The following is a 13,484-nucleotide window of genomic DNA, read 5'->3' on the forward strand; positions in this document are numbered from 1 at the left end:
AGCGACCCGCCAATGCATAATCTGCCAAAGTAGTGCTAGGCCGTAAACTCATAAATGGCACCTACGAGGTTTGAAGCCAAAGGCCCCGTCGCGAGGAGAAAGCGCGCAGGAATATCCTACATATTTCAAGTGCTTTCGACGCTGCGAGGGGGCCTTTGGGTCAGCCGAAGGCCAGCGAAGCTAAACCGCGAAGCGGCGCCAAAATGGCTTCCATCTCGGCCCAAAGTGCCCTTGCAAAGGCCACCAGCCTTCGCTGCGGTCACTTTGGCCCGATATGTTCGCCATTTTGGCGCCTCGGAGGTGCCATTTATGAGTTTACGGCCTAATAGCCTGTGAGCCTTGTCGATCACCTTTTGTATGCCGTGGCGTGGGGGATGTTCGGCCTGAGCCATAGCCTTTTGGCCGGGGCAGAGGCGCGGCGGGGGGTGGGCTTGTCTGCCTTGCGCGCTTATCGTCTGGGGCCTTTCGTCGGTTGGTCGCAACTTCGCGGCGAGGAAGACGCCGTGCAGACCTTGGTTGTGACTGGCCTGCATCGCAAAGTGCGTCATCCGCTGTGTACGGCGGCTCTTCTCCTGCTATGGGGCCGGGTGGATGATGAACTGTCGCTGGCGACGGCCATCTGGGGCAGCCTCTACCTTGCCGTGGGCAGTCATTTTGAAGAGAGGCGGTTGATGTCGCGCTATGGTGAATCCTATCGCCGCTACCGCGCCATCACACCGCGCTTTTTTCCGCGCCTGCTTTAGGCTGGTTTTCGCGCGACCATATCGATCAGCGCCGATATGCCGCTATGGCAGCGCCTTTCCTCGATGATGCTGTCGTGGCTGGCCAGATGCTCGATCTTCCATTCAGCAAAGGCCTCGCGCAGCATTCCCTCCGTGTAGAGATTGTCCGGCATGCACGGCCCACCCGTGCCATTGCAAAGCGGGCGTTCCATTGGCTTGCATGGTCCATCATCCGCGTGCCCATTCCACGATGCGGCGCGCATCCATCGCGCCTGAAATCCGTTTCACTTCCCGTCCCCTAGAAAACAGCATCAGCGTGGGGATCGACTGGATGCGGTGCGCCGCGCCCAGCGCCTGCTCAGCCTCGGTATCGACCTTGAGCAGGCGCAGGGAGGGTTCCAGCATCCCGGCGGCCTGTTCAAAGGCCGGGGCCATCGCGCGGCACGGGCCGCACCATGGCGCCCAGAAATCAACCAGCACCGGCAGCGTGCCCTTGCCGACATGCGCGGCAAAGCTGGCGCTATTGACGGGCAGGGGATGGCGCGTGAACAAGGCCTGATGACACTTGCCGCAATTGGGCGCATCTCCCAGCCTCTCGTGCGCGACGCGGTTGGCGCCGCCGCAATGCGGGCAAATCACGATTTCGCTCATGCCGGTACTCCCGATAGCGCGGTCCAACTGCGCCACAGCATGTAGAGCGCCACCACCACAATGCCAGAAGCGAAGATCGTGTTGAGCAGTCCCTTGGCACCTGACAGGCGCCGCGAACTCCAAGTGCCGAGCACCGTGCCGCCGATCCCGCCCAGAATGAACGTACCCGCCAAGGCCCAGTCCAGCATACCGGAAAGAGCGTAATTGGCGGCCGTGGTGACACCAAATGCAGTGACCGCCATCAAGGATGTGCCGATCGCGCGATAGATCGGCATGGAGGTGGCCGCGACCAGGGCCGGCACGATCAAAAAACCGCCGCCGATCCCGAAAAAACCCGACAAGGCGCCCGTGCCCAAGCCAAAGATCAGAACACGTGGCAGGTTCTGGCGATGGCACACCACGCCCTCAATGCCTTCCTCGCCGCGCCCACGAAACATCGCCCCCGCCACCACCAGCATCAACAGCGCGAAGAGCGCCAGCAGGCGATGCCCATCGACGATCTTGCCAAGGCTGGACCCGGCAAAGGCCCCTATGATCCCTGCTGAGGCGAAGGCTGCGCCGCAGCGCCAGTTGACATTACCGGCGCGCGCATGGCCTACCAAGCCAGCAAAGGCATTGGCGGCAACCGCCAAGGCGCTGGTGCCGATGGCCAGATGCGGCTGTTTGACCCCCACCACATAGACCATCAGCGGCACCGCCATCACCGATCCGCCGCCACCCACCAGCCCCAGGGTGAAGCCGACAAGCGCGCCGCTGCCAACGGACAATATTGCAGGAAGCAGGTCGATGCTCACCACGGGTTCTTCCTCACAGCAGGTTGAGCGGCAGCTTGAGGTAGCTGACCCCATTGCCTTCGGGGTCGGGCATGCGCCCGCCGCGCATATTGACTTGCACCGACGGCAGGATCAGTCGCGGCATGGCAAGGGTGGCGTCACGCGCCTGGCGCATCGCGACAAATTCAGCCTCTGTAACGCCATCATGAATGTGGATATTGGTCTTGCGTTGGGCCTCTACAGTGGTCTCCCAGACGAATTGCTCGCGACCCGGCGCCTTGTAGTCATGGCAGAGAAACAGGCGGGTCGCGTCAGGCAGGCTGAGCAAGCGGCGGATCGAGCGATAAAGCGTGGCGGCATCCCCACCCGGAAAATCGCAGCGAGCCGTGCCGTAATCCGGCATGAATAGCGTATCGCCAATGAAGGCGGCATCGCCCACGACATAGACCAGATCGGCGGGCGTATGGCCCGGCATGTGCAACGCGATGGCCGGAATTTCGCCAATCGCAAAGCCTTCGCCATCGTCGAACAGATGATCGAACTGCGATCCATCGCGGGCGAAGAGCGCGCCCTCGTTGAACACTGTGCCGAAGGTGTCCTGCACAGTCAGGATATGGCGCCCGATGGCGATCTTGCCGCCCAGATGCCCTTGCAAATAGGGTGCGGCCGATAGGTGGTCGGCATGGGCGTGGGTTTCCAGCAGCCATTCGACGCAAAGACCCGCCTCGTGCACATGGGCGATTACCTGATCGGCATGGGCCGTGCTGGCGCGGCCAGAAGCCGGGTCGAAATCCAGCACGCTGTCGATGATGGCAGCCTTGCCCGTTGCCGGGTCGGATACGACATGCGTTGCTGTAAAGGTCGCTTCGTCGAAGAATGTCGCTATTTGCGCTGATGCCCCTGCGGTGACGGTGATTTTCGCAAGGGCTAGGGCGGGGGCGGCCATTGACGTTCTCCCTTATTTCACCTCCTGATTATATTAACAATCTATAATATGTCAATGACGGACTGCGTTGCCATGAACCCGTGGGCCTGGGCGCCACCGTCGGCGTCCAGGCCCAAGCCGGCACCGAGCAAGCGCAAGGCGGCCATCACACCCACCATGGCCCAACTGCGCCGGCGAAACCGGCGCAGACCAGCCACCTGCGCTGGCGACAGGATCAACATGGACATGATCATGCCCAGGCCGATCGCGATACTGCGGTGGGCAGGTCCGTGCAGGCTCCGGCCTGTGTCAGCGCAGCATTGAGCACAAGCGCCACTTCGCGCCGCTCTTGCCAGCCCAGGCAACGGCCGATTTCGATCGCGGTGTTGCGGCTGCGCAGGATCAGGCGGATCGTTTCGTCGTTGCATCCGGCAATGTCGAGCTGCGCACCGGCAGCGGCCATGCGGCTTTCGCGGCCATTGCGGTCGCGGTGGCTGACAAACCCATCGGCCAGTTCCAGATGTTCGCTGGCCGGCGTGCTGCGGGCATGGCGATCAAGTGCAAAAGTCAGCACGGCCATTGCCGAAAGCGCGCAGACCGGCACGAACAGCAGGCCGCGAAAGGCCGGCAGGATCGCCGCAGCCATCAGCAGCAGTGCCAGTGCTGCCACCGCGCCGCGCGCGCCCGGAGGAAGATGGGAACGGTTTTCCTGCATCCGCAGGATCAGATTCGCCGCGCTGCCGTGGCGCGTGGGATCGGCGCGCGGGGAGACGATTTCGTACATGTTGGGGCAACTCCTGGCCAGGACTGTCAAGCAGTCCGGGCAATCTGGCAGTTGGGCCGGTCACCGACATGAGGAAGGCATGGCTGGCGACCGGCCCGGTCTGACACACGCAGGGCAAGGGGCAGAGGAAGGCTGCCCAAGCCCTGCGGCGATCAGACCAAACCCGGTGGCCCACGCAGTGGCGGCCGCAGCCGTGCCGGTGCCGCGCCGCGCGCAACAGCAACGCCGGCAATGCCGCGCAACAGCATGAACGCCAGGGCCGCGGCCATCAGTGCCACACCGATCAATGGCAGACCGGCGAGGGCCAGCGCCGCATAGGGGCAGTCCCTGTGGGTGTTGTCGCCGTCCGGGTTGCCGGCCTTGTTTGTGACAGGTAGCGTTATGGCCAGCGCGCGATGGGTATCGGCATGGCTGCTGCCATCGCACAGCAGCACCACCAGCGTGCCACCTTGGCGTTCCGGCATGAAGCCGCCTGGCACCAGCAGTTTCATCGCCAGCGCCAGCACGGCCGCAAACAGCGCCAGCCGGCGATGCTGCAGCAGCAAGAAGCGCAAGCGGCACATCACGCGATCAGGGCCGGATGCGCTTGGGCCGGGGTGCCGGCCGCGAATGCGCGATCAGGCCGCGCGCCTGCATCCACCAGGTGAACTGGGCAAACCAGTGATCGCTGGGCGCGCCTTTTGCGGCAAGGTCGAAGCCGTGGCCGCCGCGTTCGTAAATATGCAGTTCTGCCGGGACGCCAGCCTTGCGCCATGCGGCAAACAGCAGTGCGGCATCATCGGGCACATAGGGATCGTCGGCCGCTGCGGCAATGAACGCGGGCGGCGCATCGCTGGGCACCGGGCCGCGCAGCCCGCCATAGAGCAGGGCAACGAAATCGGGGCGCGAGGCGGGCGGCCCGATGGCCAGGTCCGCCGCCAGAAACGCACCCGCCGAAAGGCCCAGTATCCCCACGCGATGGGGATCGATGCCCCATGTTGCGGCATGGGCCCGCACCAGTTCGAGCGCGCGTGCGCCGTCGGCCACGGCGTGCGGCTCTCCGGCAAACGGCGCAATCTGCGCCGGGCTGCCGCTTTTGGCGCGAGCCTCGATCGCGGCCATTTCATGCACGTGCTGCGCGGGCATGTGCATGGCATCGTCGGGGCTGACAATGGTGCGGTATTTGAGGACGAATGCCGTAATGCCCAAGCCGGCCAGCCGCTGTGCGATGGCCGTGCCGCCGGCACGATAACCGATGCCGACAAAGCCGCCGCCCGGCGCCACGATCACCGCCGTGCCGTTGCTGTGGCCCTTTTGTGGCGCAAAGCGTTCCAGCGTGGGCACGCTGACGTTGAACACCATGGTTTCGCCACTTTCGGGCAGGGTGGCCCGGGTTTCGGCGGGAAAGCCCGCGTCCGGTCCGGCGCCACCGGGCGCCCCGGCCGGATAGAGCAGGATTGGCGCGGATGTCTCCGACGGCGCAGGGAGAGACCGCGCGAGCGCGACGCCGCACCATGCCGAAAGGCCGAGCAGCGCCAGCGCGGTGGCCGCGATACGGCGAAAGCGCAGCGCCATCAGATCCTAGCCTTGAGCGTGACGGTGGCCGAACGCGGCTGATTGGGCGCCACAACCGGATAGCCCATGTAGGAATAGGGATCCCAACCACGGCGATTGCCCAGGTTGACCACGGCCAGGCCCAGCGTAAAGCGCCCGATGTCGTAAGCGGCCTGGGCATCGACCACGGCATAGCCGGGTGCGGCGATGGTGTTGGGCAGAGTCAGTTCGCGGGCGGTGAAGGCGGTTATCCCCGCACCCACCGACAGGCCCTTGGCAGGGCCGGTGAGAAAACGATAGCGCAACGCGAGACGGCCGCTGTCGCGCGGTACGCGGGCCAAGCGGTTGCCCGGGGCCACCCCATCGTCGCGGCTGGTGGTGTGGGCATAGTTGCCCAGCACCGAAAAGGCGGGCGAAGGTTCCCACACGAGGTCCATTTCCAGGCCGCGCGCGCGCTGCCGCCCGGTCTGGATCGAAAAGCCGGGGTTGGCCGGATCGGATATCACCACATTGTCGTGCGTCTGGTCATACGCCGCGATCGTGCCCGAAAGCCCGGTATGGGGCACGGCCAGCTTGATCCCTGCCTCCAGATTGCGCGAGGTTTCGGGCTTGGGCACGGCCAGGCCCAGGAAGCTGAACGCCCCGCGAAAGGCCGTGGCATAGCCGGCAAACACCGCCACTCCCGGCACCACATCGAATGTGGCGCCCACGCGCGGCGACAGGTGGTGGTAGGTGCTGTTGTTGGCCACCCCGAAATTGCTTTCTTCCTGGAAGCGTAGCACGGTCAGGCGCAGCCCGCCGGTCAGATGCAGGCGGCCATAGGTGGCCTGGTCCTGCACATAGAAGGCCAGTGTGCGGTAATGATCCTGGATCCAGGAATTGACCGGCAACTGAGGCGTGTAAGTCAGGTCATAAACGGGGTTGGACAGATCGATCGTGCCGCTGGGGCTGTCGCTCACGAACAGGCCCATGCCGCTGTAAAAGCTGGTCCAGTCATAGTTTAAGCCGGCCAGCAGCGTGTGCGTTCCGCCCAGCATCGGCAGGGTGGCCGCCAGATTGGCATCGAGCGTCGCCTCGCGCGTGCGGTTGCGCATCGTGATCGGATAGACATCGTACAGCGGGGCCAGCGTGCCCGTAGGCATGAGGCCGGGAAAGACAAAGCTGCCGCTTTCCGCCACCTTGTTGTCGTAGTAACGCCCGCTCACGGTCAGTTTCAGCGTGTCGGAAAACGCGTGGCGCAGGGTCAGCCCGCCCATACGGCTATCGTTGCGCGTCATCGGCTGGCCATTGGGCGCGCCGGGAAAGGCATCACGCGCCACCGTGCCGGCCAGCGCGTCATCGGCCGGGAGCCCGGAATATTCCAGATTGTCGCGGCGGTTGAACTGGGCTTGCACCAGCACATCGGTCTGCGCGTCGATCTGCCACAGCAGGCTGGGCTGGATCGACCAGCGCTTGCCGCGAACCTTGTCGATCCAACTGCCGTTGCTCTGGTATTCACCAGCCAGGCGCAGCGAAACGCCGCTGCCAAGCACGGCGTTGAGATCGGCCGACGGGTTCCAGGTATCGAAGCTGCCCGCGCGCAGCGCCACGAAGCCGCCGCTCACGGTGCCCGGGCGCTCGCTCGTCACGTTGATGACGCCACCCAGCGGTGTGCCCAGCCCGCCGCCATAGAGCGTGGCGCTGGGGCCTTTGAGCACGTCGATCCGCTCCACCGCGACCAGTGACACCGGGTCGAATGCCTGCTGGTTGCCGGCAAAGATCGGCAGCCCGTCGAGATAGACTTCCGCCGGGAAGCCCCGGACGATCGGGGGAATGAACAGGTTTTCGTCGGACCGGGTCGGGGTGACGCCCGAGACGTTGACCAGCGCTTCGCCCAGCGTGCGGCGATCCTGTTCCTGCAACAGGCTGCGGGTCAGCACCTGTACCGATTGCGGCACTTCGATCAGCGGCGTCGGGGTCCGCGTGGCGCTATCGCTATCGGGCGCCGTATAGCCGGGCGCCTGGCCGTTGACGACGATTGCGCCAGACCAGCGGTTGCCCGGATCGGCATCGGCATTTTCGCCCGCCGGTGCCGCGTGGGCCGCAGGAGCCAGCAGGGTTGATGCCAGCAGCAGGGCGGGCAGGGTGGCGTCGATCGTCCTCACGAGTTCCTCATTGTCATGTATCGGGTGCGCGCACGTCAGGCCTGCACGATCAGGCCTGCGCGATCAGCGCCTTGAGTTTGGCCAGCGCGCTGTCATCGGGTTCGTCGTAGGTGATCAGGTTGGCGAACTGGCCGTGGCGATCCATCAGATAGATCGCGGCGGTATGGTCGATGGTATAGTCGCCGCCCGGCTGGGAGACCTTGGCGGAATAGACGCCATAGCCGCGCTTGATCGCGTCGATCTGGGCCTGTGTGCCGGTCAGGCCCAGGATCGGCGTGCCGAACAGGCCGACATAGCGCCCGAGATCGGCCGGCTTGTCGCGCCCGACGTCTACCGAGACGAACACGATGGCGAATTTCAGGCCATCGGCTCCCAGCTTTTCGCGCAGGCGGGCCATGCGCGCCAGGCTGGTGGGGCACACATCGGGACAGCGGGTGAAGCCGAAGAAGATGGCAAACGGCTTGCCCGCCAGCGCTTGCTCGGTCACGGTCTTGCCATCGGGCGCCGTCAGCGTGAACGGACCGCCGATGGCCGGCTGCCGATCCTGCGATGGCGCCTGCGCAAAATGGTTGATGCCCAGGGCCAGGCCGGTGAAGCCGGCCGCAGCCGCGAGCAGGACCAGCCCGGCGCGCCAGGGCCACCGCGCTCCGGCGCTGGCCTGCCCGGCCTTGCTCTCCTCAATGTCCGGCATGGGGCATTTCCATAGGCCCGGTGGAGGTGGCCGGCTGCACCGCGAACGCGACTTGCACGGTGCCGGCACGCTGGAACGTCAGCGTGGCGGGCACGCGCTCTCCTGCCTTGAGCGACTTCTTCAGGCCGATGAACATGATGTGATAGCCGCCAGGCTTGAGTTCCAGCGTGCCACCGGCCGGAACGGCGAGGCCGCCGGTCACTTCGCGCATGCGCATCACGCCGCCGTCCATGGTCATGGTGTGAAGCTGCACTTGCGCTGCAACCGGGCTGGTCACGGCGATCAGGCGATCATCGGTTTTGCCGCGGTTGGTCACGGTGAGAAAGCCGCCGCCCACGCTTTGGCCCGGCGCCGTCTCGCGGGACCAAGGATGGCCGATGGCCAGGCCGGAAACCTGATAGGAATGGGCGATCGCGTCGCTGGCAAAGACGATGGCGCACAGGGGGGTAAGGCACGCAGCGTAAAGCGCCGCAAAACGGGTTGAAGACATGGCAAGGGGTGTCCTGATCCGCGCGCGCCATCAGCACGGCGCGCGCCTGGTCTGTTCCGGGATGGCCGCCGCAAACAGGCGGCCGGGCAGGATCAGGAAAGTGCGGGCGGTCCGCGCAGGGGTGGGCGCAGGTGCGCGGTCTGGCCCAAGCGCGGGCAGGGGGCCGCGCGCAAGGCCAGTGCCATGACAAACGCAAGGGCAAGGGCCAGGACAACGGGATCGACTGCCCCCAGCGAGGCCGACGACAGCGCCGTGAACGGGCATTCGCCCTTGACATGCTCGCCGTGATCCGGCTTGCCCGGCAGGACAATTTTCGCCGTCGTGTGGGTAGCCTGCGAATCCTCGCAAACCAGCACGGTCAGCACGTGGTTCTCGCTGCCGAGCATGTAGCCAGCGGGCACCACCAGCTTCAGGCACAGCGCCGCCAAGACCATGAACATGGCCAGCGCGCGATGGCGCAGGAACAGGCGGCGCAGGGAAAGCATCGAAACACGGCTATACTGTCCGCTCGTCAGCGTGTCATGCGAATACGCCGGCTTCGCTCCGTGCCGGGCCATTTTGCGCAATTGCTTTTCGGGCGATGCAGTTGTAGCCGCGCGTCCATGAGGGCATTGCGGCACTGGTTGATGGCGCGCCGGCATCTGGTCTTTGGACTGGTGGTGCTGACCCTTGCCGTGCGGGCATTGCTGCCGCAGGGCTACATGCCGGTTCGCCTGGGCCAGATCCTGACCATTCAGGTCTGCGCCGATGCCAGCGGGCAGCACTTGACGGCCCACATCGCGGTTCCTGCGGCTTCGCATGACCAAGATGGCGGCCCCGGCCATCATCCTGTCTGCGCGTTTGCCGCGCATGGCATGCCATTGCTGGACAGTGCGGCAGCGCCGCTTGTGCTGGCCGCGTTGCAATTTGCCATGGTCATGGCCCTGTTGCCGGTCGCGCCAGTGCGGCTGGTGCGGCCGGTCCGCCTGCTTCCGCCGCTGCGCGCGCCACCCCTGCGTTTCTGATTGCATGCAAAATCACCGATGATCGGGCCGCCAGGAAGCGCCTGATCGATCGACAGCATGTGCGCCACGGCTGCGTGCCGGCCGCACTGTGTAAACAGGAACGATCATGAAACTGACCAAGTTGGCGCTGGCGCTTGTCGCTGGCGCATCCACCCCTGCGCTGGCCCAATCGTCCACCACGCAACTGCCGCCGGTCGATGTCGATACGGCGTCCGCCACGGCCGATGATTCCGGCGCCACCACGATTGCACGCGATCACATCGAGCGCCTGGCCCCGTCCACCAGCGATACGGCCGCGATTCTCACCCGTCTGCCGGGTGTTTCAGGCAATAGCGGCGGTGGATTTTCCACGATGCCGGCCATTCGCGGACTGACCGAACAGCGCCTGACGGTGCTGGTCGATGGCCATCCGATCGACTCCGCCTGCCCCAACGACATGAACACTCCGCTCAGCTACACCGATCCGCAGACGGTGGCATCGGTGGCGGTGATCACCGGAGTTTCCCCGGTCAGTGCCGGGGGCGACGCCATCGGCGGGGTCATCGCGGTGAACAGTGCCGCGCCGCGTTTTGCCACGGGTGGCGGCCTGCTGGTGACGGGCGAGGCGCAAGGCTATTACCGCAGCAACGATGGGGCCTTTGGCACGGGCCTGTCGCTCACCGTGGCGGGCGCGCATCTTTCGGCAACCTATACCGGCAGCTATGCCAAAGCGGCCAATTACAGCGCGGGCGGCGATCTGGGCACGGTCCATTCCACCCAATATGCCAAGACCGATCACAAGCTGGCCCTAGCCTGGCAGGGCGATATCGGCCTGGTCGAGCTGGCCGGCGGTTACCACCATTCCGCCTATGAAGGGTTTCCCAACCAGTTCATGGACATGACCGGGAACAACTCGTGGTTCCTCAACGGCCATTACCTGGGCAGCTTCGCCTGGGGCACGGTGGACTTCAAGGCAGACTATCGCGCCACCGACCATGAAATGAACTTCCTGGCCGACAAGGGCGGCGTGGCCGATGGCGGCATGCCGATGAACACCCGCGTGCGCTCGGGCGGTTATACCCTGGCCGTCAGCCTGCCGGTGGCGGCGGGCACCACGCTGCGCCTGGGCCATGAATATCGCCATGAAAACCTGGATGACTGGTGGCCGCCGGTGGCCGGCAGCATGATGATGGGGCCAAACACCTATCTCAACGTCAACCAGGGCCGGCGCGAACGCATCGCCGGCTATCTTGAGGCGGAACAGCGCGTGGGTGATGCCTTCACCGTGACGGCTGGCGGCCGGTTCGACCGGGTGAACATGAACACCGGCGATGTCGCGCCCTATTCCACCAGCATGATGAACATGGCCGATGCCATGGCTGCCAGCGCGTTCAACGCGGCCGATCACCAGCGCCATTTCAACAACTGGAGCGGCTCGCTGATCGCCCGCTATGCCCCCACGGCCGGCCTGGCGTTCGACCTGGGCTATGCCCACAAGACCCGCGCGCCCAATATCTACGAGCTCTACACTTGGGGCCAGGGCACGATGTCGAGCCAGATGATCGGCTGGTATGGTGATGGCAATGGCTATTTCGGCAATCTGGCGCTGCGGCCGGAGCGGGCCGACACGATCAGCGGATCGGTCACCCTGTCGGGCGGGGGCAAGCAGGGCTGGTTCATCAAGCTTGCGCCATTCTACACTCACGTGAACGACTATATCGATGCCCGCTTCGTCAAGGCGCTGGGCGGGATGATGGGCATGTCCAGCCCCTTCGTGCAGTTGCAGTTCGCCAATGAAGAGGCGGAATTCCATGGCCTGGATGTGTCTGGCGCAGTGCCGCTGTGGAATGGCGGGCGGCTGGGGCAGACCCGCCTGACGGGCACGCTGTCATGGGTGCACGGCCAGAACCTGACCTACCACACCCCGCTCTATCACCAGATGCCGCTCAATGTGCAGACCAGCCTTACGCACACGGTCGGCGGGTTCAGCGGCGCGGTGGAAGTGAACTGGGTGGCAAGCAAGACCCGTGTCGATCCGGCGCGCAACGAGCCGGAAACCGCCGCCTATGCGCTGGTCAACTTGCGCACTGCCTATGCGCTCAAGGGCTGGCGTCTCAGCCTCGATGTCGAAAACCTGCTGGACAAGGGCTATTACCTGCCACTCGGCGGCATGGCGCTGGGCGATTACAGCGCCAGCGGCAACATGGTGCTGCGGCCGGTGGCCGGGCGCGGGCGGTCGTTCAATGTCGGCCTTTCGCGTCGCTTCTGATGCTGCACCCGGCGCGGCCTGTACCGGGCACGGCCCCGGTGCAGGCCACTGGCGCGCGCGCATCGGCGGGGCTGGCGCCAGCCTGGCCGTGCATGGCGTGCTGCTGGCTTTGGTTCTGGCCGGTCGATGGCTGAACAATGCCGATCACGCGCCTGTGCCGGTCACGCCGGCCATGGAACTGCACAGCATCATGCTGCCATCGCCCCCGCCGCGCGATCCCGTGCGCAACCGGCCCTCGGCCAGCCACGCAATGCCCACCTTGCACCGTCGGCAGACCGCGCAAGCCAGCGCGCATGCGGTGGAGCAACTGCCAGCGCCACCCGTGGTGATGGGGCAGGTCACTATGGTGTCCACCGCCGCCAATGCTGCGCCATCACCCCCGATGCCCGCCGCCGCGCCAGTGGCCGAGCCGGTGCGGGCCGTGGCGCCGCCGCGCGACAAGGTCGCCATGCCCGCAGAATATGCCCACAGGATCTGGGCCAGGATCATGGCCTGCCGCCCGCCCGGCATTGTCATGACCGGCACGGTGGGCCTGCACTTTCGCCTGGACGGCGATGGCCGCCTTGTCGAAGCCATCGTGGCCCAGCCCAGCGGACTGGCCTTGCTGGATCGCGCCGCTCTTCAGGCGCTCCGCCGCGCCACCCCGTTCCCGCCGCCGCCACCGGACATGCCAGCCGACGCCTTGCGCTTCGATGTGGCCGTGCATTTTGGCGCAAGGCAGCAGAACGACTGGTAGCACTGGGAGGATGCGGGCGACGTCAGTGCCACAGCGCCTTGCCGAGCGGGCCACCGTGGCTGATCGACCTTTTCGGCCGGTGCTCACGGCGAACCCGTTGCATGAAAATTGCCATGCGCGAATGCATGGCTTCAATTCCCGGCGAGCACGCGACGAATGGGATAGACGCCGCTGAACGCATCGCGATGGGGCAACCGGGCGGCCAACCAGCGCAGGCGGGCATCGGGATCGTTGGCAAAGATGCTATCCGACGCCAGCTTGTTGTCGAACTGCGAACGCAGGTCGGGATTTGAAGCCAGCAGTGCATCGGCAATCGGCGCCATGACGAAATCCTCCGTTCCGGCCGGCGGCGACAGCACTTCGGGGAAGAATCCCTAGGCGAGGAAGCTGTCCTGGCTTTCCGGCTCCAGCAGTGCCGCTGCCAGCAGCCCGAGCGGTTGGTCGGAGGCAACCCGCACCGTGCCCTTCGGGATCACCTCGTTTCGCTGCTTATGCGTGAAACGTGCCGTCAGCGGAATGCGTCCGTCATGCGCCGGGGACAGCTTCACATCGTGAAGGCTCACGACATCCACCCGAAGCGGCTGATCTGCGGCCATCGGTTCGAAGGCAATGCCATGCAAACGCAGTTTCTCAATAACCTCTGTCTGTGCGGCGGGGATCAGCCAGGCCTGGGTGAGGTGGTGCCGTTTTTCTGGACAGGGTGATAAGCTCAGCCTGACCAGAGGAACGGACTGGAATGAAGACGACGAGAAAGCGCTACAGCGCGGATTTCAAGGCGAAGGT

At 65.3% G+C, this 13,484-nt stretch carries 18 protein-coding genes; 4 read left to right on the plus strand and 14 right to left on the minus strand.

What is annotated here, in order from left to right:
• Nucleotides 1-332 precede the first annotated feature (332 nt).
• On the plus strand, nucleotides 333-743 hold the full coding sequence (locus IE191_RS20400) for a methyltransferase family protein (RefSeq protein ID WP_191326277.1): 411 nt from the start codon (nucleotides 333-335) through the stop codon (nucleotides 741-743).
• On the opposite strand, the gene IE191_RS20405 is transcribed toward IE191_RS20400, so the two are convergent.
• The 12 genes from IE191_RS20405 to IE191_RS20460 form a co-directional block, all read right to left on the minus strand.
• The gene (locus IE191_RS20405) at nucleotides 740-895 is read right to left on the minus strand and encodes a hypothetical protein (protein ID WP_191326278.1); all 156 of its coding nucleotides are present in this window, start codon (nucleotides 893-895) and stop codon (nucleotides 740-742) included. The two genes, IE191_RS20400 and IE191_RS20405, sit on opposite strands and share 4 nt — an antisense overlap.
• A 55-nt stretch (nucleotides 896-950) precedes the next feature.
• A complete protein-coding gene (trxC, locus tag IE191_RS20410) occupies nucleotides 951-1,373 on the minus strand; it encodes a thioredoxin TrxC (protein ID WP_191326279.1) in 423 nt (140 codons plus the stop codon).
• Nucleotides 1,370-2,161 (minus strand): sulfite exporter TauE/SafE family protein, encoded by a 792-nt coding sequence (locus tag IE191_RS20415; RefSeq protein ID WP_373299350.1) that lies wholly within the window; start codon nucleotides 2,159-2,161, stop codon nucleotides 1,370-1,372. The genes trxC and IE191_RS20415 overlap by 4 nt, the downstream gene beginning before the upstream one ends.
• A 19-nt stretch (nucleotides 2,162-2,180) precedes the next feature.
• Nucleotides 2,181-3,092, minus strand: coding sequence for an MBL fold metallo-hydrolase (locus tag IE191_RS20420; RefSeq protein WP_191326281.1), 912 nt, complete (start codon nucleotides 3,090-3,092; stop codon nucleotides 2,181-2,183).
• A gap of 41 nt (nucleotides 3,093-3,133) precedes the next feature.
• Nucleotides 3,134-3,325, minus strand: a complete 192-nt coding sequence (locus IE191_RS20425) for a hypothetical protein (protein WP_229815725.1) — start codon at nucleotides 3,323-3,325, stop codon at nucleotides 3,134-3,136.
• Entirely contained in the window at nucleotides 3,322-3,855 is a 534-nt protein-coding gene (locus tag IE191_RS20430) for a DUF2244 domain-containing protein (RefSeq protein ID WP_191326283.1), read from the minus strand. The genes IE191_RS20425 and IE191_RS20430 overlap by 4 nt, the downstream gene beginning before the upstream one ends.
• 152 nt (nucleotides 3,856-4,007) lie before the next feature.
• Nucleotides 4,008-4,400, minus strand: coding sequence for a hypothetical protein (locus tag IE191_RS20435; protein WP_191326284.1), 393 nt, complete (start codon nucleotides 4,398-4,400; stop codon nucleotides 4,008-4,010).
• A gap of 25 nt (nucleotides 4,401-4,425) precedes the next feature.
• Nucleotides 4,426-5,409, minus strand: a complete 984-nt coding sequence (locus IE191_RS20440) for an alpha/beta hydrolase (protein ID WP_191326285.1) — start codon at nucleotides 5,407-5,409, stop codon at nucleotides 4,426-4,428.
• Entirely contained in the window at nucleotides 5,409-7,532 is a 2,124-nt protein-coding gene (locus IE191_RS20445; protein WP_229815727.1) for a TonB-dependent siderophore receptor, read from the minus strand. The genes IE191_RS20440 and IE191_RS20445 overlap by 1 nt, the downstream gene beginning before the upstream one ends.
• Nucleotides 7,533-7,581: 49 nt before the next feature.
• Nucleotides 7,582-8,223 (minus strand): SCO family protein, encoded by a 642-nt coding sequence (locus IE191_RS20450; protein ID WP_191326286.1) that lies wholly within the window; start codon nucleotides 8,221-8,223, stop codon nucleotides 7,582-7,584.
• Nucleotides 8,210-8,713: a copper chaperone PCu(A)C gene (locus IE191_RS20455; protein WP_191326287.1), complete on the minus strand. Its 504-nt coding sequence runs from the start codon at nucleotides 8,711-8,713 to the stop codon at nucleotides 8,210-8,212. The genes IE191_RS20450 and IE191_RS20455 overlap by 14 nt, the downstream gene beginning before the upstream one ends.
• 92 nt (nucleotides 8,714-8,805) lie before the next feature.
• Nucleotides 8,806-9,198, minus strand: a complete 393-nt coding sequence (locus IE191_RS20460; protein WP_191326288.1) for a DUF2946 family protein — start codon at nucleotides 9,196-9,198, stop codon at nucleotides 8,806-8,808.
• Nucleotides 9,199-9,339: 141 nt separating this feature from the next.
• On the opposite strand from IE191_RS20460, the gene IE191_RS20465 reads away from it, so the two are divergent.
• From IE191_RS20465 to IE191_RS21210, 3 genes are all read left to right on the plus strand, one after another.
• Nucleotides 9,340-9,717, plus strand: coding sequence for a hypothetical protein (locus IE191_RS20465; RefSeq protein WP_229815728.1), 378 nt, complete (start codon nucleotides 9,340-9,342; stop codon nucleotides 9,715-9,717).
• A gap of 106 nt (nucleotides 9,718-9,823) precedes the next feature.
• Nucleotides 9,824-11,965, plus strand: a complete 2,142-nt coding sequence (locus IE191_RS20470; protein WP_191326290.1) for a TonB-dependent receptor plug domain-containing protein — start codon at nucleotides 9,824-9,826, stop codon at nucleotides 11,963-11,965.
• Nucleotides 11,940-12,701 carry an energy transducer TonB gene (locus IE191_RS21210; protein ID WP_229815730.1) on the plus strand — a complete coding sequence of 254 codons (762 nt, stop codon included), beginning with the start codon at nucleotides 11,940-11,942 and terminating at the stop codon, nucleotides 12,699-12,701. The genes IE191_RS20470 and IE191_RS21210 overlap by 26 nt, the downstream gene beginning before the upstream one ends.
• Nucleotides 12,702-12,832: 131 nt before the next feature.
• Here the strand turns inward: IE191_RS21210 and IE191_RS20480 are convergent, their stop codons facing one another.
• Together IE191_RS20480 and IE191_RS20485 are read right to left on the minus strand one after the other, a co-directional pair.
• A complete protein-coding gene (locus tag IE191_RS20480) occupies nucleotides 12,833-13,060 on the minus strand; it encodes a hypothetical protein (protein ID WP_191326291.1) in 228 nt (75 codons plus the stop codon).
• 15 nt (nucleotides 13,061-13,075) lie between these two features.
• Nucleotides 13,076-13,297, minus strand: a complete 222-nt coding sequence (locus tag IE191_RS20485; protein WP_191326292.1) for a hypothetical protein — start codon at nucleotides 13,295-13,297, stop codon at nucleotides 13,076-13,078.
• Between the last annotated feature and the right edge of the window lie 187 nt (nucleotides 13,298-13,484).

Origin of the sequence: Novosphingobium pokkalii (assembly GCF_014652855.1) — a bacterium.
Classification (GTDB): domain Bacteria; phylum Pseudomonadota; class Alphaproteobacteria; order Sphingomonadales; family Sphingomonadaceae; genus Novosphingobium; species Novosphingobium pokkalii.

Bases quoted from the DNA above. Each gene is read 5' to 3' on its own strand.
- IE191_RS20420 (WP_191326281.1), bottom strand. From the start codon at position 3,092: ATGGCCGCCCCCGCCCTAGCCCTTGCGAAAATCACCGTCACCGCAGGG.
- IE191_RS20465 (WP_229815728.1), top strand. From the start codon at position 9,340: ATGGCGCGCCGGCATCTGGTCTTTGGACTGGTGGTGCTGACCCTTGCC.
- IE191_RS20430 (WP_191326283.1), bottom strand. From the start codon at position 3,855: ATGTACGAAATCGTCTCCCCGCGCGCCGATCCCACGCGCCACGGCAGC.
- IE191_RS20450 (WP_191326286.1), bottom strand. From the start codon at position 8,223: ATGCCGGACATTGAGGAGAGCAAGGCCGGGCAGGCCAGCGCCGGAGCG.
- IE191_RS20405 (WP_191326278.1), bottom strand. From the start codon at position 895: ATGCCGGACAATCTCTACACGGAGGGAATGCTGCGCGAGGCCTTTGCT.
- IE191_RS20455 (WP_191326287.1), bottom strand. From the start codon at position 8,713: ATGTCTTCAACCCGTTTTGCGGCGCTTTACGCTGCGTGCCTTACCCCC.
- IE191_RS20470 (WP_191326290.1), top strand. From the start codon at position 9,824: ATGAAACTGACCAAGTTGGCGCTGGCGCTTGTCGCTGGCGCATCCACC.
- IE191_RS20460 (WP_191326288.1), bottom strand. From the start codon at position 9,198: ATGCTTTCCCTGCGCCGCCTGTTCCTGCGCCATCGCGCGCTGGCCATG.
- IE191_RS21210 (WP_229815730.1), top strand. From the start codon at position 11,940: ATGTCGGCCTTTCGCGTCGCTTCTGATGCTGCACCCGGCGCGGCCTGT.
- IE191_RS20440 (WP_191326285.1), bottom strand. From the start codon at position 5,409: ATGGCGCTGCGCTTTCGCCGTATCGCGGCCACCGCGCTGGCGCTGCTC.
- IE191_RS20485 (WP_191326292.1), bottom strand. From the start codon at position 13,297: ATGGCCGCAGATCAGCCGCTTCGGGTGGATGTCGTGAGCCTTCACGAT.
- IE191_RS20425 (WP_229815725.1), bottom strand. From the start codon at position 3,325: ATGATCATGTCCATGTTGATCCTGTCGCCAGCGCAGGTGGCTGGTCTG.
- trxC (WP_191326279.1), bottom strand. From the start codon at position 1,373: ATGAGCGAAATCGTGATTTGCCCGCATTGCGGCGGCGCCAACCGCGTC.